The 23,499-nt window shown below is 70.8% G+C and carries 20 protein-coding genes and 2 pseudogenes; 10 read left to right on the top strand and 12 right to left on the bottom strand.

Annotated elements, in window-relative coordinates; translation table 11 throughout:
- Positions 1–36: 36 nt before the first annotated feature.
- Complete coding sequence (locus B9S57_RS28425; RefSeq protein ID WP_103760036.1) at positions 37–483, bottom strand: MarR family winged helix-turn-helix transcriptional regulator; 447 nt, start codon at positions 481–483, stop codon at positions 37–39.
- A gap of 154 nt (positions 484–637) precedes the next feature.
- Between B9S57_RS28425 and B9S57_RS28430 the strand changes: the two genes are divergently transcribed.
- Positions 638–2,443 carry an ABC transporter ATP-binding protein gene (locus B9S57_RS28430; protein ID WP_103760037.1) on the top strand — a complete coding sequence of 602 codons (1,806 nt, stop codon included), beginning with the start codon at positions 638–640 and terminating at the stop codon, positions 2,441–2,443.
- Between the two features lie 363 nt (positions 2,444–2,806).
- On the opposite strand, the gene B9S57_RS28435 is transcribed toward B9S57_RS28430, so the two are convergent.
- Positions 2,807–3,883 carry an NAD(P)-binding domain-containing protein gene (locus B9S57_RS28435; RefSeq protein WP_103760038.1) on the bottom strand — a complete coding sequence of 359 codons (1,077 nt, stop codon included), beginning with the start codon at positions 3,881–3,883 and terminating at the stop codon, positions 2,807–2,809.
- A gap of 74 nt (positions 3,884–3,957) precedes the next feature.
- On the opposite strand from B9S57_RS28435, the gene B9S57_RS28440 reads away from it, so the two are divergent.
- Positions 3,958–4,380, top strand: coding sequence for a secondary thiamine-phosphate synthase enzyme YjbQ (locus tag B9S57_RS28440; RefSeq protein ID WP_103760039.1), 423 nt, complete (start codon positions 3,958–3,960; stop codon positions 4,378–4,380).
- A gap of 820 nt (positions 4,381–5,200) precedes the next feature.
- On the opposite strand, the gene B9S57_RS28450 is transcribed toward B9S57_RS28440, so the two are convergent.
- Both B9S57_RS28450 and katG read right to left on the bottom strand, forming a co-directional pair.
- Complete coding sequence (locus tag B9S57_RS28450; RefSeq protein WP_103760089.1) at positions 5,201–5,611, bottom strand: FKBP-type peptidyl-prolyl cis-trans isomerase; 411 nt, start codon at positions 5,609–5,611, stop codon at positions 5,201–5,203.
- A 338-nt stretch (positions 5,612–5,949) separates the two neighbouring features.
- Positions 5,950–8,205 carry a catalase/peroxidase HPI gene (gene katG / locus B9S57_RS28455; RefSeq protein ID WP_103760040.1) on the bottom strand — a complete coding sequence of 752 codons (2,256 nt, stop codon included), beginning with the start codon at positions 8,203–8,205 and terminating at the stop codon, positions 5,950–5,952.
- A gap of 358 nt (positions 8,206–8,563) precedes the next feature.
- On the opposite strand from katG, the gene B9S57_RS28460 reads away from it, so the two are divergent.
- The gene (locus tag B9S57_RS28460) at positions 8,564–8,974 is read left to right on the top strand and encodes a Fur family transcriptional regulator (protein ID WP_103760041.1); all 411 of its coding nucleotides are present in this window, start codon (positions 8,564–8,566) and stop codon (positions 8,972–8,974) included.
- Between the two features lie 71 nt (positions 8,975–9,045).
- Positions 9,046–9,747 carry a response regulator transcription factor gene (locus B9S57_RS28465; RefSeq protein ID WP_103760042.1) on the top strand — a complete coding sequence of 234 codons (702 nt, stop codon included), beginning with the start codon at positions 9,046–9,048 and terminating at the stop codon, positions 9,745–9,747.
- On the opposite strand, the gene B9S57_RS28470 is transcribed toward B9S57_RS28465, so the two are convergent.
- The 7 genes and pseudogenes from B9S57_RS28470 to B9S57_RS28495 all read right to left on the bottom strand — a co-directional run bounded on the left by B9S57_RS28470 (position 9,716) and on the right by B9S57_RS28495 (position 16,413).
- Complete coding sequence (locus B9S57_RS28470) at positions 9,716–10,942, bottom strand: sensor histidine kinase (RefSeq protein ID WP_103760043.1); 1,227 nt, start codon at positions 10,940–10,942, stop codon at positions 9,716–9,718. The genes B9S57_RS28465 and B9S57_RS28470 overlap by 32 nt on opposite strands.
- A 145-nt stretch (positions 10,943–11,087) precedes the next feature.
- Positions 11,088–12,458: an ABC transporter permease gene (locus B9S57_RS28475; protein WP_103760044.1), complete on the bottom strand. Its 1,371-nt coding sequence runs from the start codon at positions 12,456–12,458 to the stop codon at positions 11,088–11,090.
- A complete protein-coding gene (locus B9S57_RS28480; RefSeq protein ID WP_103760045.1) occupies positions 12,458–13,216 on the bottom strand; it encodes an ABC transporter ATP-binding protein in 759 nt (252 codons plus the stop codon). The genes B9S57_RS28475 and B9S57_RS28480 overlap by 1 nt, the downstream gene beginning before the upstream one ends.
- A gap of 201 nt (positions 13,217–13,417) precedes the next feature.
- A pseudogene (locus tag B9S57_RS28485) lies at positions 13,418–13,810 on the bottom strand (DUF4246 family protein); the annotation flags it as partial.
- Positions 13,811–13,855: 45 nt separating this feature from the next.
- Positions 13,856–14,083 (bottom strand): annotated as a pseudogene (locus tag B9S57_RS36550) (hypothetical protein); the annotation flags it as partial.
- A 270-nt stretch (positions 14,084–14,353) separates the two neighbouring features.
- The gene (locus B9S57_RS28490; protein WP_181011513.1) at positions 14,354–14,905 is read right to left on the bottom strand and encodes a TetR/AcrR family transcriptional regulator; all 552 of its coding nucleotides are present in this window, start codon (positions 14,903–14,905) and stop codon (positions 14,354–14,356) included.
- Positions 14,902–16,413: an MFS transporter gene (locus tag B9S57_RS28495; protein WP_103760047.1), complete on the bottom strand. Its 1,512-nt coding sequence runs from the start codon at positions 16,411–16,413 to the stop codon at positions 14,902–14,904. Before B9S57_RS28495 ends, B9S57_RS28490 begins: the two co-directional genes overlap by 4 nt.
- A gap of 373 nt (positions 16,414–16,786) precedes the next feature.
- Between B9S57_RS28495 and B9S57_RS34745 the strand changes: the two genes are divergently transcribed.
- Positions 16,787–16,951: a hypothetical protein gene (locus tag B9S57_RS34745; RefSeq protein ID WP_181011508.1), complete on the top strand. Its 165-nt coding sequence runs from the start codon at positions 16,787–16,789 to the stop codon at positions 16,949–16,951.
- Between the two features lie 185 nt (positions 16,952–17,136).
- Here the strand turns inward: B9S57_RS34745 and B9S57_RS28500 are convergent, their stop codons facing one another.
- Positions 17,137–18,324, bottom strand: a complete 1,188-nt coding sequence (locus tag B9S57_RS28500) for a substrate-binding domain-containing protein (protein ID WP_258036680.1) — start codon at positions 18,322–18,324, stop codon at positions 17,137–17,139.
- 198 nt (positions 18,325–18,522) lie between these two features.
- On the opposite strand from B9S57_RS28500, the gene B9S57_RS28505 reads away from it, so the two are divergent.
- The 5 genes from B9S57_RS28505 to B9S57_RS28525 are packed head-to-tail and all read left to right on the top strand — an operon-like array spanning position 18,523 to position 23,497.
- Positions 18,523–19,542 carry a hydroxyacid dehydrogenase gene (locus tag B9S57_RS28505; protein WP_103760048.1) on the top strand — a complete coding sequence of 340 codons (1,020 nt, stop codon included), beginning with the start codon at positions 18,523–18,525 and terminating at the stop codon, positions 19,540–19,542.
- 50 nt (positions 19,543–19,592) lie between these two features.
- Positions 19,593–20,867: a sugar ABC transporter substrate-binding protein gene (locus B9S57_RS28510; protein ID WP_181011509.1), complete on the top strand. Its 1,275-nt coding sequence runs from the start codon at positions 19,593–19,595 to the stop codon at positions 20,865–20,867.
- Positions 20,864–21,808: a carbohydrate ABC transporter permease gene (locus tag B9S57_RS28515; protein WP_103760049.1), complete on the top strand. Its 945-nt coding sequence runs from the start codon at positions 20,864–20,866 to the stop codon at positions 21,806–21,808. The genes B9S57_RS28510 and B9S57_RS28515 overlap by 4 nt, the downstream gene beginning before the upstream one ends.
- Positions 21,805–22,716, top strand: coding sequence for a carbohydrate ABC transporter permease (locus tag B9S57_RS28520; protein WP_103760050.1), 912 nt, complete (start codon positions 21,805–21,807; stop codon positions 22,714–22,716). Before B9S57_RS28515 ends, B9S57_RS28520 begins: the two co-directional genes overlap by 4 nt.
- Before the next feature lie 19 nt (positions 22,717–22,735).
- Positions 22,736–23,497 carry a hypothetical protein gene (locus B9S57_RS28525; protein WP_258036681.1) on the top strand — a complete coding sequence of 254 codons (762 nt, stop codon included), beginning with the start codon at positions 22,736–22,738 and terminating at the stop codon, positions 23,495–23,497.
- Positions 23,498–23,499: the final 2 nt, after the last annotated feature.

The raw sequence follows: 23,499 nt of genomic DNA on the forward strand, positions 1-23,499 counted from the left end.
ACGGTGCGGTGCGGTGCGGGGACCGCACCGCACGCCTCAGCAGCGGCGGCGCTCCGGCATCCCGTCGACCAGAGCGGTGAGCAGCCCGCCGAGCACCTCGCGCTGCTCGGCGGTCAATGGAGCCAGGATCTCCTCCGCGGCGGCCTTCCGCGCGTCGCGCATCGAACGGAGCACCGCACGGCCCTCCTGGGTGATCTCGATACGGACCACCCGGCGATTGGTCGGATCCGGGGCGCGCCGCACCCGACCGCTCGCCTCCAGGCCGTCGACCAGGGTGGTCACCGCTCGGGGGACGACGTCCAGGTGCTCGGCGAGATCGGCCATCCGGGGAGGGCCGTCGTAGTGCGCGGTCGTGCGCAGGAGGCGGAACTGGGCCGGGGTGATGCCTATCGGCTCCAGCTGCCGGCTCTGGATGCGCTGGAGCCTGCGCGTGAGCCGCAGCAGCTGCTCGGCGAGCATGCCGTCGGAGTCGGGGGAGTCCATACGGGAACAATATCAGGACTTCGTTCATTGTGAACAGGGGTAACAATGAGCTAGGCTCCCGAAGTCGGCTCGTGCGGTCGGTCATCGAGGCCTGTCGGCCGCGGGAGCCGGCCCGCACACACCGCATTTCCCTCGCACGCTCTCGAAGGAGCCCATGAAACCCGACGAACCCGCCTGGACACCTCCGGCCGCAGACACCGGGCAGCCGCCCGCCGAACTCCGCCGCATCTTCCGGCTCTTCCGTCCCTACCGCGGCAGACTCACCGTGGTGGGGTTGCTGGTCGGCGCCTCGTCGCTCGTCTCGGTCGCCTCGCCCTTCATGCTCCGTGAGGTCCTGGACACCGCCATCCCGCAGGGGCGCACGGGCCTGCTCACGCTGCTCGCGCTCGGCATGATCCTCACCGCTGTGATGAACAGCGTCTTCGGCGTCCTGCAGACCCTGATCTCCACGACGGTCGGCCAGCGGGTGATGCACGACCTGCGCACCGCCGTCTACACCCAGCTGCAACGCATGCCGCTCGCCTTCTTCACCCGCACGCGCACCGGCGAGGTGCAGTCCCGCATCGCCAACGACATCGGCGGGATGCAGGCGACGGTCACCTCCACCGCGACCTCCCTGGTCTCCAACCTCACCTCCGTCGTCGCCACCGTGGTCGCGATGCTCGCGCTGGACTGGCGCCTCACGGTCGTCTCGCTGCTCCTGCTGCCGGTCTTCGTCTGGATCAGCCGCCGTGTCGGCCGGGAGCGCAAGAAGATCACCACCCAGCGTCAGAAGCAGATGGCCGCGATGGCGGCCACGGTCACCGAATCGCTCTCGGTCAGCGGGATTCTGCTCGGCCGGACCATGGGTCGATCCGACTCCCTCACCAGGGCCTTCTCCGAGGAGTCCGAGCGCCTGGTCGACCTCGAAGTGCGCTCGAACATGGCGGGGCGCTGGAGGATGTCGACCATCGGGATCGTGATGGCCGCCATGCCCGCGGTCATCTACTGGGCGGCGGGCCTGACCCTCCAGTCGGGTGTCACGGCCGTCTCCATCGGCACGCTGGTCGCGTTCGTGTCGCTCCAGCAGGGACTCTTCAGGCCGGCCGTGAGTCTGCTCTCCACCGGTGTGCAGATGCAGACGTCGCTGGCCCTGTTCGCGCGCATCTTCGAGTACCTCGATCTCGACGTGGACATCACCGAGCCCGAGAAGCCCGTCCGCCTGGAGAAGGTCCGTGGCGACCTCGCCTTCGAGGACGTCACCTTCGGCTACGACGCGACGAGCGGCCCCACCCTGAGCGGCATCGACGTGGCCGTGCCCGCAGGGAACAGCCTGGCCGTCGTCGGTCCCACCGGATCGGGCAAGTCCACGCTCAGCTACCTGGTCCCGCGCCTCTACGACGTCACGTCGGGCCGGGTCACGATCGACGGCATCGACGTCCGTGACCTGGACTTCGACACCCTCGCCCGGGCTGTCGGCGTGGTCTCGCAGGAGACCTACCTCTTCCACGCCTCGGTCGCCGAGAACCTCCGCTTCGCCAAGCCGGACGCCACGGACGAGGAGATCGAGGCCGCGGCCCGCACCGCACAGATCCACGACCACATCGCCGGACTGCCCGACGGCTACGACACCCTCGTCGGCGAACGCGGATACCGGTTCTCGGGTGGTGAGAAGCAGCGCCTGGCGATCGCCCGGACGATCCTGCGCGACCCGCCCGTGCTGATCCTCGACGAGGCGACCAGCGCCCTCGACACCCGCACCGAACACGCCGTGCAGCAGGCCATCGACGCTCTGTCGAAGGGCCGTACCACCCTCACCATCGCGCACCGGCTCTCCACCGTCCGTGACGCGGACCAGATCGTCGTCCTGGACGGCGGCCGTGTCGCCGAGAGCGGCACACACGAGGAACTGCTCGCGCAGGACGGGCGCTATGCGGGCCTGGTCCGCCGCGACGGCAGTCCAGCCCCCGTCGCTACCTGAGCCGTGGGTCCGGCCGCTGTCGGCCTCACGGTGAGCCCGGGGTGTCGAGGGGCGGACACACGGCAGCGCCGCCGCTCCCGTGGGACGGGGAGCAGCGGCGCCGTGGTGCAGAGACGGTCAGACGAGCCAACCCACGAAGTGGACGACGCCGGCAAGCAGGTTGGTCAGGAAGTTCGTCTCGGTCATTCTCCTTGTTGCATGGTGGATCTGTGGGACATGCGCAGTAGCGTTCTGTAGCCCTCTGTGTGCGTGTAGTAATCATTGACCGGCGCCCGGCAGTTGAGCAATCAATCCCGGAGCGGCCACGCGTTCGAGCGAACAACCGATCCCCTGTTCGTGTGTTCTGGCGTTGCGCCGGTGCGCTCAGGCGGGCACCCCGTCCAGCAGCCGGGTGACCGAACGGACCGCGGCCCGGCCGGCCCGGTTGGCGCCGATCGTGCTCGCGGACGGGCCGTACCCGACGAGATGCACGCGCGCGTCCCGTACCGCCCGGGTGTCCTCGACGCGGATGCCGCCGCCGGGCTCGCGGAGCTTCAGGGGCGCCAGGTGATCGACGGCGGCCCGGAAACCGGTCGCCCACAGGATCGCATCGGCCTCGACCGTCCGGCCGTCCGCCCAGGCCACCCCGTCCGGGGTGATCCGTTCGAAGATGGGCAGCCGATCGAGGACGCCCTGTTCGCGCGCGTGCCGGACGGCGTCGTTGAGCGGCAGCCCGGTCACGCTCACGACGCTCTGCGGCGGCAGTCCCCGGCGTACGCGTTCCTCCACCATGGCCACCGCCGCGCGTCCCTGGTCCTCGCCGAACGGCCCCTCCCGGTAGACGGGGGGCCGGCGCGTCACCCAGTAGGTCTCCGCCGCCGTCCCGGCGATCTCCATCAGGTGCTGGGTTCCCGATGCGCCGCCACCGACCACGATCACCCGCAGACCGGCGAACTCCTCCGGCCCCGGATAGTTCGCCGTGTGCAGCTGCAGTCCCCTGAACGCCCCCTGGCCGGGATAGCGCGGCCAGAACGGGCGGTCCCAGGTGCCCGTGGCGTTGATCAGCGCGCGCGTGGCGTATGCACCCTCGGAGGTCTCGACGAGCAGCCGCCCGTCCATTCCCTCGCGCACGGTGCTCACGTCGACCGGACGGTGCACCCGCAGGCCGAAGCGCCGCTCGTACGCGTCGAAGTAGGCGCCGATGACCTCCGACGAGGGGCGGCTTTCGTCGGCGCCCGTCAGCTCCATGCCGGGGAGGGCGTGCATGCCGTGCACCTTGCCGTACGTGAGGGAGGGCCAACGGAACTGCCAGGCGCCGCCGGGGCGCGGGGCGTGGTCCAGCACCACGAAGTCCCCGTCGGGTCGGAGACCGGCGCGCTGCAGGTGATGGGCGGCGGACAGCCCCGCCTGCCCGGCGCCGATGACGACCACGTCCAGCTCACGCGTCCCGAAGTTGTTCACCTTTCTACCAACCTCGGCCGCGCCCCGGATCTTCCCGGGGCCGCGCCGCGTCCCGGCAGCGCGAGAATGGGGTCATGACCGAAACCTTTGCCACTCACCTGCTGAGCGTCACCACCGGACGGACCGAGACGGTCATGGACCTGACTGCGGACTGCGCGGAGTTCCTCACCCGCACCGCACACGGCAGAGACGGCCTGCTCAACGTCTTCGTCCCCCATGCCACGGCGGGGATCGCCATCCTGGAGACGGGGGCCGGCAGCGACGACGACCTGCTCACCGCTCTGGAAACCCTGCTCCCCGCCGACGACCGCTGGCGCCACCGCCACGGCAGCCCCGGACACGGCCGCGACCACGTCCTCCCCGCCCTGGTGCCACCGCATGCGACCCTGCCGGTGATCGGGGGGCAACTGGAGCTGGGGACGTGGCAGTCGGTGTGCCTTGTCGATACGAACAGGGACAATGCCGACCGGCAGGTGCGGCTGAGTTTCGTGGGCTGATCAGGACTGTGCCGTCAATTCTCCGTACTATGCGTGCGCGAACGGAGAGTATCTTGCACGGTACGACCCCACATGCCATCGAACGTCCCTACGACAGGTGCGGCAGATGCCTGCTCGGAGTGTCGCGAGCACGATCAATGGCATGCCGTCGCCCCTCACCTCCCCCCCCCGGGCCAGTGCAGCCTTCGTCGGCGCCCTCGTGGGTGCCGCGGCCGGAGTCTGCTGATCACCGCTGCCGGAATGTTCTCGATCACCGTCAGCGTCGCGTTCGCGAGGCCGGTGCTCGGCGTGGCCGCTGTCGGCGCGGTCGTGGATGTGGCGGTGGCTCCAGGTACCACTCGCTCGAAATCGAGGTGGGCATCGTGTCTTCCCCCCTGTGGCTCCGCCGCGTCCCTCGCCTCGCCCATGGCATAGGACCCAGGTTCACACCCGGCGGGCAATTCGGCGCCCCGGCCGGATGGGCGCAGCGTCGCTGTTGGGCCGCCCTTGTGCTCTGGGTGGCTGTCGTGGCGGCCATCACGCTGGGCTACGCCCCAGCCGGGTCCGCGTACAGGAACGACTTCTCTCGCTGCCGGGCACCGATGCGCAGGCGGCCACCGACCTGTTCAAGGAGCACGGCAGCGACCAGGCGGGCGACAGCGTCGAGATCCCTGCATGAAGAACCACGGACTGACTCGCAGATGTGGCAGGAGGTGCGCACGAGTCGCCGCGCATACAAGGTCCGCTCGGGAGCGTGCGGGTCGAAGCCGACCGGGACGGCCGGGCTAGGCGGTGATCTCGTCGGTCGGTTCCAGCGAGCGGCCCCTCGGGCACGCCGGATTCAGGCCGAGCCGGGCCTCGCTCCGGCCGGCCCGCCCACGACCGTGAGCAGGTCCACGACGAAGATCAGGGTCGAGCCCGCCGGGATCGACGCAGAGGGGGATTCCTTGCCGTAACCGAGGCGCGGCGGAACGATGATCTCGCGCCGGCCGCCGGCCTTCATTCCCCGCACACCCCGGTCCCAGCCCTTGATGACCTTGCCACCGCCCACGGCGAACTTGAAGGGCCGGTCCCGCTCCCAGGAGGAGTCGAACTCCCTTCCTGACGCAAACGTGACCCCTACGTAGTGCACCTGCACGACCCGGCCCGGCTTCGCCTCGGGCCCGTCCCCGACCACGAGGTCCCGGATCGTCAGCTCGGTGGGCGCGTCACCCTCCAGAACCTCGATCCTGGGCTTGGTCCGTTCGCTCATCAGGGTCCCCTCGCTCGCCACCGGATCCCGCACGGACCGGTCGGACACATGGACGTTCCATGCGGCAGGTGATCACGCTACCGGCACGGCGCACGCTCCGGGGCCCCGTGCCACGCAGGGCTGTTCCCGCGTCCGAGGTGTCTCCGGGTGGGGGTGCCGACCTCGCACCTGACGCGTGGCCGGGGCGGGTGCCGAGGCGTCGGCGCGGCCTCGGGCGACCATGTTCTGGTGGGGAGTGGCGGGCTGCTCCGTCGATGGCTGTGGGGCCCGTGCGTGTGCGCACGGGCCCCACAGTTGGAGGTGTCCGGTTCTCGGCCGGCGGATGCGGCCGGGAGCGGCTAGCTCAGGTCGAAGCGGTCGAGGTCCATGACCTTGGCCCAGGCGGCGACGAAGTCCGTCACGAACTTCTGCTGCGCGTCGTCGCTCGCGTAGACCTCGGCGAGGGCGCGGAGCTCGGAGTTGGAGCCGAACACCAGGTCGGCGCGGGTGCCGGTCCACTTGACCTGGCCGGCCTCGTCGCGGGCCTCGAACTGGTCCTGCGCCGACGACGTCGACTTCCAGGTGATGCCCAGGTCGAGCAGGTTCACGAAGAAGTCGTTGGTCAGCGTGCCCGGCCGGTCGGTGAGGACACCGTGCTGCGAGCCGCCGGAGTTGGCGCCCAGCACACGCAGACCGCCGACCAGGACGGTCGTCTCGGGAGCGCTCAGTGTCAGCAGGTTGGCCCGGTCGAGCAGCAGGTACTCGGCGGGCAGGCGGCTGCCCTTGCCCGCGTAGTTGCGGAAGCCGTCGTAGGCGGGTTCCAGCGCGGCGAAGGACTCCACGTCCGTCTGGTCCTGCGTGGCGTCGACCCGGCCCGCGGTGAACGGCACCTGCACCTCGACGCCGGCGTCCTTGGCCGCCCGCTCCACGGCCGCGTTGCCCGCGAGGACGATCAGGTCGGCCAGCGAGACCTGCTTGCCGCCCTTGGCGTTGAAGGATGCCTGGACGCCCTCCAGCGCGCGCAGGACCTGGGACAGCTCGTCCGGGTCGTTCGCCTCCCAGCCGCGCTGCGGCTCCAGACGGACCCTGGCGCCGTTGGCGCCGCCGCGCTTGTCGCTGCCGCGGAAGGACGCCGCCGAGGCCCAGGCGGCCGAGACCAGCTGTGCCACCGTCAGGTCCGTGGCGAGCACCTGCTCCTTGAGCGCGGTGATCTCCGCGGCGCCCAGCAGCTCACCGGTGCGCGCGGGCAGCGGGTCCTGCCACAGCAGCACCTCGGAGGGAACCTCGGACCCCAGGTAGCGCTGGATCGGGCCCATGTCGCGGTGCGTCAGCTTGTACCAGGCACGCGCGAAGGCGTCCGCGAACTCCTCCGGGTTCTCGTGGAAGCGGCGCGAGATCTGCTCGTAGGCCGGGTCGAAGCGCAGCGACAGGTCCGTGGTGAGCATCTGCGGCTTGTGCTTCTTCGACACGTCGTGCGCGTCCGGAACGGTCGCCTCCGCGTCCTTGGCGATCCACTGGTGCGCACCGGCCGGGGACTTGGTCAGCTCGTACTCGTAGGCGAAGAGGTTGTGGAAGAACTCGTTGCCCCACTTGGTCGGCGTGCTGGTCCAGGTCACCTCCAGACCGCTGGTGATGGCGTCCCCGCCCTTGCCCGTCCTGTGGGAGCTGCGCCAGCCCAGGCCCTGCTCCTCCATCGGGGCGCCCTCGGGGTCCGCGCCGACGCTTTCGGCCGGGCCCGCGCCGTGCGTCTTGCCGAAGGTGTGGCCACCGGCGATGAGGGCGACGGTCTCCTCGTCGTTCATCGCCATCCGGCGGAAGGTCTCGCGGATGTCGCGGGCGGCCGCGACCGGGTCCGGGTTGCCGTTGGGGCCCTCGGGATTGACGTAGATCAGGCCCATCTGGACCGCGCCGAGCGGGTTCTCCAGCTCACGGTCGCCGGTGTAGCGCTCGTCGTCGAGCCAGGTGGTCTCCGGGCCCCAGTAGACGTCCTCCTCCGACTCCCAGACGTCCTCGCGGCCGCCGGCGAAGCCGAAGGTCTTGAAGCCCATGGTCTCCAGGGCGACGTTGCCGGTGAGGATCAGCAGGTCGGCCCAGGACAGCGCCTGGCCGTACTTCTTCTTGACCGGCCACAGCAGACGCCGGGCCTTGTCGAGGTTGCCGTTGTCCGGCCAGCTGTTCAGCGGGGCGAAGCGCTGCTGACCGGCGCCCGCGCCACCGCGGCCGTCGCTGATGCGGTACGTGCCGGCGCTGTGCCAGGCCATCCGGATCATCAGCGGTCCGTAGTTGCCGAAGTCCGCCGGCCACCAGTCCTGGGACGTGGTGAGCACTCCGGCGATGTCCCGCTTCACCGCAGGCAGGTCGAGGCCCTGGAAAGCGGCCGCGTAGTCGAAGTCCGCACCGAGCGGGTTCGCCACGGCGGGGTTCTTGGCGAGGATCTTCAGGTTGAGGCGGTCCGGCCACCACTGGCGGTTCCCGCCGCCCTGCGTGGGATGCGCCGCGCGGCCGTGGGCCACGGGGCAGCCGGCGGCCTGCGCCTCCGGCACCTCGGGGACGGCCGTCTCGGGGGAATCCGGGGTGACGGGATCAAAGACGTGTGACTCGTGGTTCTCGGTCATGGCAGTCCTTCCGGACCCGGCGGGTCGTGGGAGCGCTGAACAGGGGGAGGAGGATCCGGGCCGTGCGGAGGGGCACGCTGTCGCCAGGGTCCTGCCGCGGCCGCCCGAACGCCTCACGGGCCACCGGACCGGACGGTACCCGGGCGGGTGCGACGAGGGGGCGCTCGACCGGTGGTGTCCGTCGCGTGTCTCTGCTGCCGTACCGGAGTCTTCCTGTCTCTTGGATGTCGCCGGGATCGATCCTACGATGGACGTCATCCAAGTCAAGAACTGCGCTAAAACCATAACGACCGGGGCTCGGTGCCGTGGATCCTTCCGGGGCCGCGCGTCCCCCGTGAAGCGGAGCAGGTGGAACGAGATGAGCGACCTTCTTCAACGGCTGCGGGGCTCCGGCTGGCGGCTGACCTCGCAGCGGCGTGTTGTCGCGGAGGTCCTCGACGGTGATCACGTGCACCTGACGGCGGACGAGGTGCATCTGAGGGCCGCCGCGCGACTGCCCGAGATCTCCCGCGCTACCGTCTACAACACGCTGGGGGAACTCGTGGCGCTCGGCGAGGTGCTGGAGGTCTCCACCGTGGGCCGGGCCAAGCGCTACGACCCGAACGCCCGCCGCCCCCATCAGCACCTGGTGTGCTCCGGCTGCGGAACGGTCCGCGACGTCCACCCGGCCGGCGACGCGCTGGGCGACCTGCCCGAGACGGAGCGCTTCGGATTCGTCGTCGGTTCGGTGGAGATCACCTATCGCGGCTTGTGTCCGGCCTGCGCCTGAGCGCGGCGGCGGCGCGTGGGGGGCGGCGGGCCCGCTGACGGCCGACCGTCAGCGGGCCCGATAATGGCCTCATGACCGATGGGCTTCTGCGTGTGGTGCTGGCGGAGGACTCCGTCGTTCTCCGTGACGGCATGGTCGAGCTGCTGGGTGCCCGCGGATGTGAGGTGGTGGCCACCGCCGGGACGGCACCCGAGCTGCTCGCCCGGGTGGCCGAGTACAGGCCCGACGTAGCTGTCGTGGATATCCGGATGCCGCCCACCCATACCGACGAGGGCATTCGCGCCGCCGTCGAGATCCGTGAGGTGTCGCCCGAGGTCGGCATCCTGGTCTTCTCCCAGCACGTCGAGACCGCCTGGGCATCCCGGCTGCTGGCCGGTGGAGCGGCGGGTGTCGGATACCTGCTGAAGGAACGGGTGGCCCGGACCTCCGAGTTCGTGGACGCCCTGCACCGGGTCGCCGAAGGCGGCGTGGCGCTGGACCCCGAGGTGGTCACCCGCTTGATGCGCGGTGGCCGGCGCAGTGGGGTGGACACCCTGACGCCACGCGAGCGCGAGGTGCTGGATCTGATGGCGCAGGGACACTCCAACCGCTCCGTCGCCGCACTGCTGGTCGTGTCGGAGCGTGCGGTGGAGAAGCACGTCGCCGCTGTCTTCACCAAGCTAGGACTGCGGGCGACCCACACCGACAACAGGCGGGTGAAGGCCGTGCTGGCCTACCTGGCGGAGAGCGGCGGTGGAGGATTCAGCGCAGACGCGTCGGCAGTTCGGCGGTGATGACCGTGGGCCCGCCGTGCGGACTGTGCACGTGCAGGATCCCGTCCACCGCGGCGAGGCGCCCGGCCAGACCGGTCAGGCCGGTACCGGTGCCGGGTGCGGCGTCGCCGCACCCGTCGTCGCGCACGATCAGGCGGATGCGGCCGTCGGCCGCGCGTGCCGTGAGTTCGGCCGAGCGGGCGCCGCTGTGCTTGGCGATGTTGGTGAGGAGCTCGGCAGCGCAGAAGTAGACGGCTCGTGCGACCGCGGGGTGCGGGAGTTCCCGCAGATCCAGGTGGACGGTGACCGGTACCGGTGAGGTGGCGGCGAGGCCGGGCAGCGCCTCGCCGAGGCCGCCGTCCAGCGCCACCGGGTGGATTCCCTGGGTGAGCCGCCGCAGTTCGACGACGGTGTCGTCGGTCTGGGTGCGGGCTCGGTCCACCAGGCTCCGCAGCTTGCGGAGGTCGGGGCCGGCTGCGGGAGAGAGTGCGTCGTCGGCCAGCGAGAGGGTGATGGCCAGGGCGACGAGCCGGGCCTGGGTGCCGTCGTGCAGATCCCGCTCCAGGCGCCGGAACCGGTCGGTGCTGTCCGCGAGCAGAGTGGCACGGGCCGTCTCCAGCTCCCGCACACGCTGCTGGGCACGGGCCGGCCCGAGCAGCAACTGTGCGAGCCGCCGGTTCGCTCCGCTCAGCGACCGGATCGCGCCGGGCACCGCGGACAGGAGAAGGAGGCCCAGCAGCGTGGAGGCGGCAGCAGGCCAGCCGGCCGGCTGCCGGTCCGGTTCCAGCAGGCGGATCCAGAGCGGAAAGCCGATCAGCCAGCCGCAGCCCAGTGGAAGCACCACGGCGGCGGCGAACCCGAGCAGTCCGAGGGGCAGGCGCAGCACCAGGTAGAACAGGGTCCGCCAGGCGACCGGATCGGTCAGCACGACACGGCCACGGGCGACCGGGCCCGCCGGGAGCGGCAGCTTCGCCGGCGCCTCGACGTACTCGCCGAGCAACCGGCCGACCAGCCGCCGGTGCGGCGCGCCCGACCCACGCGCGCCCAGCAGCGCGACGACCACGAACGGCAGACCGAGCACGGTGAGTGAGAGCAGCGCCCCCGCGTACAGGACGGCGAGGGCGTATACGCCGCCGAGCACGGCAAGCGGCAGCCCGACGACGGCGAAGATCCATTCGCCGCCCCGGACGGACAGACAGCGCCGCCGTTCAGCCATCTCCGGTCCCGGCGTCTGTGCCGGTCCTCCGCGGCGGGCGCCGGGCTCGGGTTGGTGGGCGGTCGCGTCCGACCCGGCCCGAGGCTCCGTGCGGGCCGGTGCCCGCCCGGACGCCGCGCCCCCGGCGACAGGCCGTGCCGCGTGCTCAGTCACGGCCGCGCCCCACCTGCTCCGCCGCCGGGCCGTGGACCGCCCGCAGGCCCGTGGCCAGGATGCCCGGGACCGTCAGCAGCGCCGCTCCCGCGACGATGAACCAGCAGGCGGCCACCGGTACGGACGGCACCGGCGAGCCGGTCATCGCCGTGCTGAACGCCGCCGACGCGGCACCCGCGACCGCCGACCCGAGCAGGACACCCACCGCAGCGGTCAGCATCGCTTCCGCGGTCAGCATGCGCATCAGCTGCGGCCGGGTCGCACCGACCAGCCGCAGCAGCGCGAACTCGCGGCGCCGCTCGGCGGTCACGGCGACCAGGGTGTTGAGTGTGGACACGGCGGCGAAGCAGGCCAGGAGCGCCAGCTCGGCCTGACGCAGCCAGACGTCCGAGGCGGAGCTGACACCGTTCGCCGTCGGGCTCGCGGCGTGCTCGGCGGTGCTTGTCATGATCAGCATGGTGCCCGACAGCCCGACGAGCAGGGCCACCGGGACCACCACGGACGACAGGCGCCGCGCGTACCCGCGCAGATTGGCGTCGGCCAGCCACCCCGCACCGGGTGCCAGCGCCCGCAGCGGCGCTCCGAGCGCGGCTGTCAGGAGACGCGCCGCGAACGGCCCCGTCAGGGCGACGCCGATCAGCAGAACCAGCGAGGCGAGCAGTGCCGCCTGCCCCGCCTTGTCCGCCTGCTCAGCCGGACGCGAGGCCGCCAGCCGGAGCAGCAGGATTCCACCCGCCAGCACGCCGATCCCGGCGAGCAGGCGGGGTGCGCCGGTCCGCCCGTGCTCGGTCGAACTCGCCGCGAGGGCCGCCGCGGGCGCGACGCGGGAGATCCGCCGGGCCGCGACAGCCGAGGCCGTCAGCCCGACGGCGAGTACGGCGGCCAGCGCGACCAGCATCGGCACCGGTGCCGATGGCACCCGCACGCCCGGCGCCGCCATCCCCAGCCGCTGGAGTTCGGCGAGGAAGCGACGGGCCCCAGCCACCCCGACGACCCAGCCCGGCGGAGCCATCAGCAAGGTGGTCGCGACGACCTGGCCTCGGACCAGCCGCCGCGCCTGACGGGGCGTCGCCGCGACGGTGCGCAGCAGCGCCAGCTCCTGGTGCTGCTGACGGAGAGCAGAACCCAGCGCGTTGACCACGACGAAGAACGCCACCAGGACGGAGATCTCACCGAAGGCGCCGGCGATCACCGTCGGTCCGGGGCCCGAGACCGCCCCGCGGACGTCCGCAGGTGTGGTCGCGTCGGCAGCGAACAGCGAGCCGAACAGCGTCAGGGTGGCCATGGCGAGGAGCAGGGCGACTGCCAGACCGGTGAAGGCAGCCGGACGCCGGCGCATCTGGCCGAGAGCGAGTGCGACCATCACGCTGACGCACCCAGCCGGCTCAGGCGCTCGCCGACCTGGGCAGCGGTGGGACGGTCGAGTTCGTCCACCACCCGGCCGTCGGCGAGCAGCAGCACCCGATCCGCGTACCCGGTGGCGACCGGATCGTGGGTCACCATCACGCACGTCCGGCCGTCCTGCTCCACACCCGCGCGCAGCAGGGCAAGGATCTCATGGCTGGTGGTCCGGTCGAGCGCGCCCGTCGGCTCGTCGGCGAAGATCACCTGAGGGCGGGATACGAGCGCTCTGGCGATCGCCACGCGCTGCTGCTGTCCGCCGGACAGCTGTCCGGGCCGGTGCCGCTCACGTCCGGTCAGCCCGACCCGGGCGAGCGCGTCCGTCACCCGGCCCCGGTCGGGCCGCCGGCCGGCCAGCCGGCCGGGTAGCTCGACGTTCTGCGCGACCGTCATGGCCGGCATCAGGTTGAACGCCTGGAACACGAATCCCACCCGGCTGCGCCGCAGTTCCGCCAGCCGCCGCTCAGGCAGCCGGGACACCTCGGTCCCGCCCCACCAGACGGAGCCCCGAGTGGGCCGGTCCATCCCCGCAAGACAGTGCAGCAGGGTGGTCTTGCCGGAGCCTGAGGGCCCCATCACCGCAGTCAAGGTCCCGGGCTCGAAGGCCACCGACACACCGCGCAGGGCACGCACGGTCGCGGTGCCGCGCCCGTACTCACGGTGCAGGTCCTCCGCCCGGGCGGCGGTTCCCGTCTCGATATCCGTCGTCATCTCAGCCATACCCTCATCCTCGGCGGACAGGGCTCGGCGATCGATCGTGTCAGCACCCGGTTCCGGGGTTCGGGAAACCGAACCCCGGAACCGGGTGGAGCCGGGGAGTCGTTGCGCGCCGGCAGGGACGCCTGCGCCTCGCCCTGGCGTCGGGGACAGGTCAGGCGGGGGGAGGGCGTCGACGTGCAGGCCTCCCGGGAAGGGAACGGTTCAGTGTTCATAGAGGGAGAACGCTCGTTCGTGGAGCTGCTCGTTGTGCTCGTCGACGAAGAACGTGCGTTCCTGCATGAGCTCTTCGCGAAAGTGCTTGGGCTGTTCAAGCGTCATGGTCGACGTGGCGGACCAGGGTTGTTGCGGAGGCACGTCGGATGTCGAGGCGATGCGTTCCGACGGGTCGACCAGGAAGAACGCGAGAATCTTTCGATGTCCCGGGCGTGTGGCGTCCGTGAGGCGGATCGGCCCGACGCGGTGCTGCAGGATGTTCGGGAACGCCAGACAGCGGCCCGCGGGGGTCGACGCCGATCCCAGCGTCTGGTTCAGCGCGTCCTCGTCCTCCAGGCCGTAGACCTCGCGCACCCCGTTGTCGTCGTTCTGTTCGTAGCGAACCTGCGCTTCGGTGGGCCCTTGGGCGAACGCCTCGTTCGTCCACCTGGCGACGATGCCGGCATCGTTCATCTTGTCGAACCAGTCAGGCTTCGCCCGGATGTGCGAGCTGCACTGCAACATCTGGAGTTCCCGCAGTGTCCGCGGTGTCGCGGACGCTATGGAACGGGAGAGATGAAAGGGCAGCGGGAAGGCAGTCAGGTTGGTCAGTTCTCTTGGTCCTCCGAGTCGCTGTGCGGTGGCGGGAAGGAGGATACGACAGCAGACCGACACTGCCCCCGCGGTCCGCCCGTCGTCGCTCCAGACCGGACGCCCCGGACGGTCTGCGGCCCGGACGGTCAGGGCTGGTCCTCGCTCCCCGGTCCGACTCGCCCCGGGTGCGGACGTTTCGTGGACCGGCTGTGCGGCCCGGGGGAGTGGTGGGCGAGCGCGACGAAGGACGGACGGGAACAGCCGGGCCGACGGCGTACCGGCACGGGGCGAGGGCCGGGCGGCGCCGGGTCCTACCGTGAGCGCGTCGCCGCCAGGGCCCCGTGCCCGCGCTCAGCGACCTTGACCGAGCATCTCCAGGACCAGCTGGACGACCTCGTCCGTCCCGGCCTCGGCCAGCGTCCTGAGCGCGCCGCAATGGCGGGACAGCACGATGCCCACGAACGCCGCCACCGCCAGCTCCGCCCGCAGCCGGGGCCGGTCCAGGCCCTCGCGGGTGAAGCGCTCGCAGAGCGGGTCCACCAGGCGCCAGTGCAGCTGGTCCATGGCGGCGTCCTGCACCTCGGGGTCCTCGTGCGGGGTGACCGCGGCCCGGAGGAGCGGGCCCGGGCCGCGCCGGTCGACGCCGTTCACCAGCATCAGGTTGCGCTCGGGTTCCAGCAGGTCGGCCGGCCTGGCGCTGGCCCGGTCCAGGTCGAGCACAGCGATGTACAGCTGCGCCTTGCCGCCGAAGTAGCGGGCGATCAGGGCCGGGTCGACGCCGGCGCGTTCGCCGATCTCCCTGGTGGTGCTGCGGTCGAAGCCGCGCTCGGCGAACAGGCCGGCCGCGGCGGTCAGCAGGAGCTGCCGACTGCGGGCGGAGTCCCGCCGCTTGCCGGGGCTCACCGGTCGGACCGGCCCGGTGTCGCGGTGGCACTGTCCTCGGCGGACTCGGCGTCCGCGATGCTCTCGTCCATCAGCAGTTTCTCGTCCAAGGTCACTGGGGTCGCAGGGTGCTCCGCCGCTGCGGAGCGGCTCGGCAGGACGATCGTAACGACAGCGGTGACCACCCATATCGCGCAGCCCAGCCAGGCGGCGCTCTGGTATCCGCTGTTGGCGGGCAGCAGCTGCCCGGAGTCCGTGTGGGCCTCTAGTACGACGGCGCTCAGCACGCTGCCGGTGGTGTAGCCGATGGTGCGCACCACCTGGTTGAAGCTGATGGCGCTGCCGGTCCCGTGTGCGGGCACGGCGCCGACGATCAGGCCTGGCATCACCGCGAAGGTGCAGCCGACACCGAGTCCGGCGACGCCCATGATCACGAACAGTTCCCACAGGCTGTTCCGGGCGACCAGGAACAGCACCATCGAGACCAGCGAGATTCCGCAGCCGATCGGCAGCACCATCGCCGTGGAGGTCCGCCGGGTCAGCAGCGGCACCAGCTTGCTGGACGCCACACTGGCTGCCGAGAAGGGCAGCAGCACCAGCCCGGTGACCCACACCGACGTACCGAAGCCGTATCCGGTGGAACTCGGGGTCTGCACGAATCGGGTGACCAGCGACATCATCATGTACATCGCCACACCGGCTATCAGTCCGGCGACGTTGGCGGTCAGCACCGATCGGTTGCGCAGCGTCCTCAGGTCCACCAGCGGGTGGGTGGTGCGCAGTTCGTGGACGCTCCAGCCGGCCAGCAGCGCCAGCGCGAACAGGACCAGGCCCAGCACCCGGGCCGAGGTCCAGCCCCAGACCTCGCCCTCGCTCAGCGCAAGCAGCAGCGAGGCCAGCCCGACGGCGAGCATCACCGCCCCCGGGGCGTCCAGCGGACGCTCCTCCCGTCCGTCGACCTGGGGGACCACCAGCGCGGCGGCCAGGAGGGCGAGAGCGCTGATGGTCGCGCCGAACCAGAAACCGGCGTGGATGCCCGACGACTCGGTGATCAGCCCGGTGAGCGGGTAGCCGAGGCCGACACCGGCCACGGTCGTGATGGAGAGCAGTGCCACCGCCGGACGTGACCGCTCGGCCGACAGCACATCGCGCGCGGTGGCGATGGCCAGGGGGACGAGACCGAGGCCCACCCCCTGCAGTGCGCGCCCGGCGACCAGGAAGGCGAAGCCCAGCGGCAGTGCCGCGAGCACGCTGCCGACCAGCACCACCGTGAGCGCTCCCAGGATCACCCTGCGCCGGTGCGGCCCGTCGCCCAGTCGTCCCATCACCGGGGTGGCGACCGATCCGACCAGGAGCGTGATCGTGAGCGACCACTGTGCGTCGGCCAGCGACACATGGTCCACGGCGGCGATGGTCGGCACCAGGGGCGCCCCCAGGCTGCTGATCACCGCTACCACCGTGCCGATGAACACCAGCACCGGAACCAACGCGCGCTGCCGCAGGCCGGCCCCTGTGTGTCTGGCGGTCATCGGCACTCCCCGAGTTTGTCATCAAGTGATGTCTTCATATGATGACACAGTGCGACGCTCGTCGTGTGCGGCTGTCTTCCCACCGCCGTCCTGACCGACGGCAGACTTGTGCTCCTGCGCGACGACCGGTGGGCGGTGGTGGTGATGGGCGGGCCGTCGTCGTGCCGGACGCGTCGGTCCCCCACGTCATCCTGGCCGCGACGAGGCAGCGGGACGGAGCGGGAGGACAGGGCTGATGGGGGCCGTCCACTACCGGGCGGAGAGTGAGAGCGGCGACCAGGACGCGCTGTCATGCTGATCGACGAAGACCGCCGCCACCCACAAGCGTCCGGCGGCCTACTCGCTGCGCGGCCTGCCGGACCGCAAGCACCAGGTGCGATTCGTCCTGAAGCCGGGGAAGCTCGTCCTCGACGCCTTCAACACCTTCTCCGCCCCGCCGAAGGGGGGCCGGGTCGACACGACGCCGGTCCGCCGTGCCCTGGCGGAGGCCGCGATGCCGGAGCAGGGGGCGTACACGGCCACGTCGTGGGACGTGTAGGCCCCTGCCGTCGCCGCGGCGCGGTCCGCCGTGGCCGGGCAGGACGGCCTCGACACCCTGGGCGTCGAACAGCTCGCGACCAGAGTGCGAACGGCGTACGGCCGGTTGACACGCAAGGAGGACGCAGCGGGGTGGCCCGCGCTCCTGCGGGGGAGCGGTCCCGGCAGAAGTCTTACCGGGACCGCTCAGGCCGGTTCGCGGCGCCGCGGACCGGGTGCGGGCAACGACTGCGGTGCAGCGGGCTGCGACGAGGCGCGGATCATCAGCTCCGGCAGGATGAGGGCACGCTGGGCGGGACGGCGACTGCCTTCGAGCAGACGCGCCAGCATCATCTCGACGGCCGTGCGTCCCACGAGCGCCTTGGGCGGCCGTACGGCCGTGATGGCCGGGTCGGCGAGATGGGCGACCTCGTCGTCGTAGCTGACGACGGCCAGGTCGTCGGGGATGCGGACGCCCTGCTCGGTCAGGTACTGCACCACCGAGAGGGCGTCGGGGTCGCTGTGCACGATGAGCGCGGTGATGCGGGAACGGCGGCAGCCTTCCAGGATGTCACCGATGATCCGACGGTGTCCCGGGACGTCGAGGGCGACGCTCTCGCGTATCAGGAAGTCGGCGGGCAGACCGAGTGCGCCGCAGGCGCGGTGCCACCCCACGGCGAGGTGTGCCGAGGTGGGGCTGCCCTTGGAAAGCACAAGCCCTATGGCGCGGTGGCCGAGCGTGTGCAGATGCCGGACCGCCATCTCCAGCCCGGTCGCGTGATCGCTCCGCACCCATTCGAGCTGGTGCGGTGTGGGGGTCCAGTCGGGGGTGTTGCGCTCCACGAACACCACGGGGACCGGCAGCCTGCCGATCCAGTCGATCATCTCGTGCATGCCGGGGCCCTCCAGGTTCGGTGCGAGGAGCAGTCCCTGCACCTGCCCGGACTCGGTCAGGCGGACTATCTGGCGGCGGTCCTCCGCCTGGTCGTAACTGGATCCCCTCAGCTGCACGTTGACGCCGTGCGCCGCCGCGGCGTTGCGGACGCCACTGACGATGTGCGGCCAGTAGAAGTCCAGTGAGGGGACCACCATCCCGATCGTGAACGCCGGTATCGCGAGCCGCCTCCGGCGCACCGGCTCCTGCTCCAGGGCGGAGGGCAGCGTGGCCCCGCCGTGCACCCTGGTCAGAAGGCCCCGCTCGGCCAGCGCCGCGATGTCCCGCCTGATCGTCAGCTCGCTGACCGAGAGGGTCTGTGCGAGGTCGCGTACGCGAACGGCACCGTGCAGCCTCAGCTGGTCCATCAGCCGTTCGCGACGTTGCAGTGCGAACAGCTGGTCGGTCCTCGTGGAGGATCCCGCGGGTCCCTCGGGGCCGGTGGGCCGTGTCGACGTCATGGCGCATCCCCTCCGTCCGGTGCTGGGTCCGGGCGATGTTCGAGTCTGTTCAACTCGTTTCGTCTGTGGTCGAGCTCTGGTGAGTCTGTGTGGGTGACCACTATCTCTGACTCAGCGTCTTCTGGCTGGAACTCGCCGGAAACATGGATGGCACCTGCTGTTCGAGCGGGCTGCCCGAGGCAGAGGAGCCCGCACCGCATGCAGACCAAGGCCCGTGCTCTGGTCGTGATGAGCAGGTCCAGCTTCGAGGCACACTTCGACCAGGACCGGCTGCGCCGCCTCGCCGACCTCGTGACCCTGGACGACCCCTGCTGGACCGACGACCTCGACAGCGCACGGTCCCGCGAACGCCTGGCCCGCGCCGACGTGCTGCTCACCTCGTGGGGCGCGCCCGCTCTCACGGCGCAACGGCTCGCCGCCGCACCCCGCCTGCGGGCCGTGATGCACGGGGCGGGCAGTGTGCGCGACCTCGTGGGGCAGGAGGTGTGGCGCCGCGGGATCCGGGTGACCAGCGCCGCCGCCGCCAACGCCGTACCGGTGGCGGAGTACACCCTCGCGGCGATCATCTTCGCCGGGAAGAAGGTCCCGTTCCTCGCCGCCGACGAGCAGCGCGCGTACGGGGGATGGGGGTCGGCCACCGGCTACGGGGACCTGTCCAACTTCCGGCGGACCGTCGGCGTCGTCGGCTTCTCGCGGATCGGCCGTCAGGTGGTCGAGCTCCTGCAGGTGCTGCGCGGCACCACCTGCCTGGTGGCCGACCCCTACGCCGACCCCGAGGAGGTGGCGCGGGCGGGCGCGAGGCTCGTGCCGCTGGAGGAGATGCTGCCGCGCGTCCACGTGCTGTCCGTGCACGCACCCGAACTGCCCGAGACCCATCACCTCATCGGCGCCGAACAGCTGCGCATGCTTCCCGACTTCGCGACGGTCATCAACACCGCGCGCGGCTCGCTCGTCGATCCCGACGCGCTCGCCGCCGAGTGCGCCGCCCGCAGGCTCTTCGCGATCCTCGACGTCACCGACCCCGAACCGCTGCCCGCCGACTCCCCGCTGCGCCGTCTCGCCCGCGTGATGATCACACCCCACATCGCCGGGTCCCTGGGCACCGAGACCGGCCGGCTGACCGACCACGTCCTCGACGAACTCGCCCGCTGGGCCACCGGCAAGCCGCTCCGCGCCGAGATCACCGCGGAGAGCTGGGCGCTGGGCCTGAGCGCCTGATCCCCGCCCCTCGCTCCACCGTCCACCACCGCTCGAAGGAGAGCCCCGCCATGAAGTTGACGAAGAAGCTCGCCCGAATCGCCCCTCTGGTCGTCGCCGCGGCCCTGACCGCCACCGCCACCGCCTGCGACGCCAGCGGCACGGACAGCGCCTCGTCGTCCGACGGCAGGACCGTCGTGAAGGTCGCACTGTGGAACTACAAGACCACGCCCGAGTTCAAGGCACTGATCGACGGCTTCGAGGCCGAGAACCCCGGCATCGACGTCCAGCCGGTCGACATCCTCGCCGACAACTACCCGGAGAAGGTCACCACGATGCTCGCGGGCGGTGACACGACCGACGTCCTCACCATGAAGAACGTCACCGACTACGCCCGCTACGCCTCCCGCGGCCAGCTCCTGCCGCTGACCGACGAAGCGGCCGGGCTCGACAAGGCGTCGTACTCCGGTCTCGACGACTACGACCTGAAAGGCGACTACTTCGCGCTGCCCTACCGCTCGGACTTCTGGGTCCTCTTCTACAACAAGGACATGGTCGGCACGGAGGACCTGTCCGAGCTGACCTGGGACGACTACGCGAAGCTGGCGAAGAAGTTCACCAAGGGCTCCGGCTCCGACAAGGTCTACGGCACCTACCTGCACACCTGGCGCTCGGTCGTCCAGGCGGTCTCCTCCGCGCAGACCGGCGGCGACCAGCTCGGCGGCGACTACGCGTTCTTCAAGGACCAGTACGACATGGCCCTCGGCCTGCAGAAGGCGAAGGCGGCCCTGCCGTTCTCCACCGCCTCCAGCAACCAGATCACCTACGACTCGCAGCTGACCACCGGCAAGGCCGCCATGGTCCCGATGGGTTCGTGGTGGGCGGCGGCGCTGCTCGCCGAGAAGGCGCAGGGAAAGAACGACATCGACTGGGGCATGGCGCCGATGCCGCAGGCCGGGAGCGGCGGCAAGACCGTCACCTTCGGCTCGCCGACCGCGTTCGCCGTCAACAAGAAGGCCCGCAACGCGGACGCCGCCAAGAAGTTCGTCACCTGGGCCTCGGGTCCTGAGGGTGCCGCCGCCGTGGCGAAGATAGGCGTCACGCCCGCGTACACCAGTGACAAGGTCCTCGACACCTTCTTCTCCGTCGAGGGCATGCCGGCCGACGCGCTCTCCCGCAGGACGATGCAGCCCACCACGGTGCAGCTGGAGATGCCGGTGAGCGACAAGACCTCCGACATCGACCAGATCCTCAAGGAGGAGCACGAGATGATCATGAGCGGCGAGAAGTCCGTCGACGAGGGCATCAAGGAGATGGGCCGGCGTGTGAAGGACGAAGTCCAGTGAGTCTCGTCGCACCCCCCGTCACCCCGCACGCGCCCGACGGCGCTTCCGCGGCCCACCAGGCCGCCGCGAAGCGCCGGCGGCGCCGCAACCTCCTGGTCGGCTGGTCGTTCATCCTGCCGAACTTCCTCGGCTTCGCCGCCCTCACCCTCGTCCCGGTGATCGGCGCACTCGCGATCTCCTTCACCGACTGGGACTCCTACTCCACCCCGGAGTGGGCCGGCCTGGACAACTTCGAGCGGCTGTGGAACGACTCCAACTTCTGGGCCGCGCTGCAGAACACCCTGTACTACGCGGCAGGACACATCCCGCTCACCCTCCTGGTCTCCCTCGGGCTGGCCGTGCTCCTCAACCAGAAGCTGCGCGGCGTGCACGTCCTGCGGACCGCCTTCTTCTTCCCGTACATCACCTCGCTCGTCGCCGTAGCCGTGGTGTGGAACATGCTGCTGAGCCCCGAGGCGGGGCCGGTCAACCAGTTCCTTGAGTTCCTCGGCATCGACCACCCGCCGGGCTGGACCAGCTCCCAGGACTGGGCCATGCCCGCGCTGATCATCACGAGCGTGTGGCGGGACATGGGCTACTACATGGTGCTCTTCCTGGCCGGGCTGCAGACCGTCCCGGCCGAACTCTACGAAGCGGCCCGCATGGACGGCGCGGGTCCCTGGCAGCGGTTCTGGCACGTCACACTGCCGGGGCTCCGCCCCACGACCTTCTTCGTCACCGTCATGATCACGGTCTCCAGCTTCAAGGTCTTCGACCTGGTGCAGGTCATGACCGAGGGCGGGCCGGGCCGCTCCACCCTCGTCCTGTCCCAGCTGATCTTCCGTGAGGGCATCACGCAGGGCCGCTTCGGCTACGCCTCGGCAGTCTCCCTCGCACTCTTCCTGATCTGCCTCGTCATCACAGTGATCCAGTTTCAGGTGCAGAGAAGGAGCGAGCGATGAGCACCACCGTGCTGCGCAAGGACAGCGGTGCGCCCACGGACCCCGCTCCCGTGGTCCCCCCGGCGGAGAAGCGTGCCCGCAGGGGGGCGGGGGCCCTCACCGGGCAGATCGCCCTGTACGCACTGCTCACCGCTGTGGCCCTGGCGATTCTGCTGCCCTTCATCTGGATGCTGATCTCGTCGGTCAAGGACGACCGGGACGTCTTCACGGTGCCGATCCAGTGGATCCCCGAGGAGTTCGAGTGGGACAACTTCACCACGATCTGGACGAGGGTGCCGTTCGCCGCCTACCTCGGCAACTCCTTCTTCCTCAGCGTCGTGATCACGTTCCTGCAGGTGTTCACCGGCAGCTTCGCGGCGTACGGCTTCGCCAAGATGCGCTTCCCGGGCCGCGACCTGCTGTTCACCGGCTACATCGCGACGATCGCGGTGCCGTGGCAGGCGTACATGGTGCCCCAGTACGTGATCATGCAGAAGCTCGGCCTGGTGAACTCCTTCACCTCACTGATCCTGCTCCAGGCGTTCGGCGCGTTCGGCGTCTTCCTGATGCGGCAGTTCTACCTGACGATCCCGGACGAGATCAGCGAGGCGGCCCGCCTCGACGGCCTGACCGAGTACGGCATCTGGGCCCGGATCGTCCTTCCGCTCTCCAAACCGGCCCTCGCGAGCCTCGCGCTGCTCACGTTCGTGAACACCTGGAACGACTACATGGGTCCGTTCATCTACCTCACCGACAACCGTCTGTGGACCGTGCAACTGGGGCTGCGCGCCTTCATCGGGCAGTACGACGCGGAGTCGGCGATGATCATGACGGGCTCGGTGCTCTCCGTCGTACCGGTCCTGGCGGTGTTCCTGCTCGGCCAGCGCTACTTCGTCCGGGGCATCGCGACGACCGGCGTGAAGGGCTGAGCGCGTGGGGACGACGGAGGTGAGCCGGCGTCCGCGGCTCAATGTCGCCCACGGCTCATGGGAGTTGATCTGGGCGCACGTGCACCGTGTCCTGGTCGTCAACCTCGGGATCGCCGTGACCAACCTGCCCCTGGTGGCCGCGCTGTACGCGACCCCTCAGCCGTGGCGGCACCCGGTGTTCTTCGGGCTGTTGCTGCTGACGCTGCCGGGGCCGTCCCTCGCCGCCGCGTTCGCGTACCTCGGCGCCACGACCGGTGACGAGCAGACGCCGGTACGCGTGTTCGCCCGGGCGTACCGGCAGCTCTTCCGGCGGGCGGCGCTGGTCTCGGTACCCTTCGTGCTGCTCGTGATCGCGGCGGTCGCCGATGTCGTCACGCTGGGGACGTCCGTGCCGGGCGCGGCACTCGTGCCGATGGCGGTGGTGGTCGCGCTGGTGGCTGCCGCGGCGTGGCCGGTCGCGCTCGCGCATGTGGCCGGGGGCGGGGACATCGGACCGCGGCTCTTCCTGATGGCGCCGTACGCAGTGGCCCGGCACGGGCTTCTGGCCCTGATGAACCTCGTGCTGGGGGTGGTGACGCTGCTGCTCGTCAATCAGGCGCCGCTGCTGGGGCTCGCGGTGCTGCCCGGGTGCGTGCTGTTCGTGGTGTGGCGCAACTGCCGGGTCATGGCGGCCTTCGGCGATCCGGGCACGGAGAACGATCCAGTCGCACGAAAGGGGAGGCGCGATGGCACGGGAGGATTCCGGTCGGGCGCGGGACCGGCAGCAAGCGCCGGCCGCTGACC

Source organism: Streptomyces sp. SM10, assembly GCF_002910915.1.
Classification (GTDB): Bacteria; Actinomycetota; Actinomycetes; order Streptomycetales; family Streptomycetaceae; genus Streptomyces.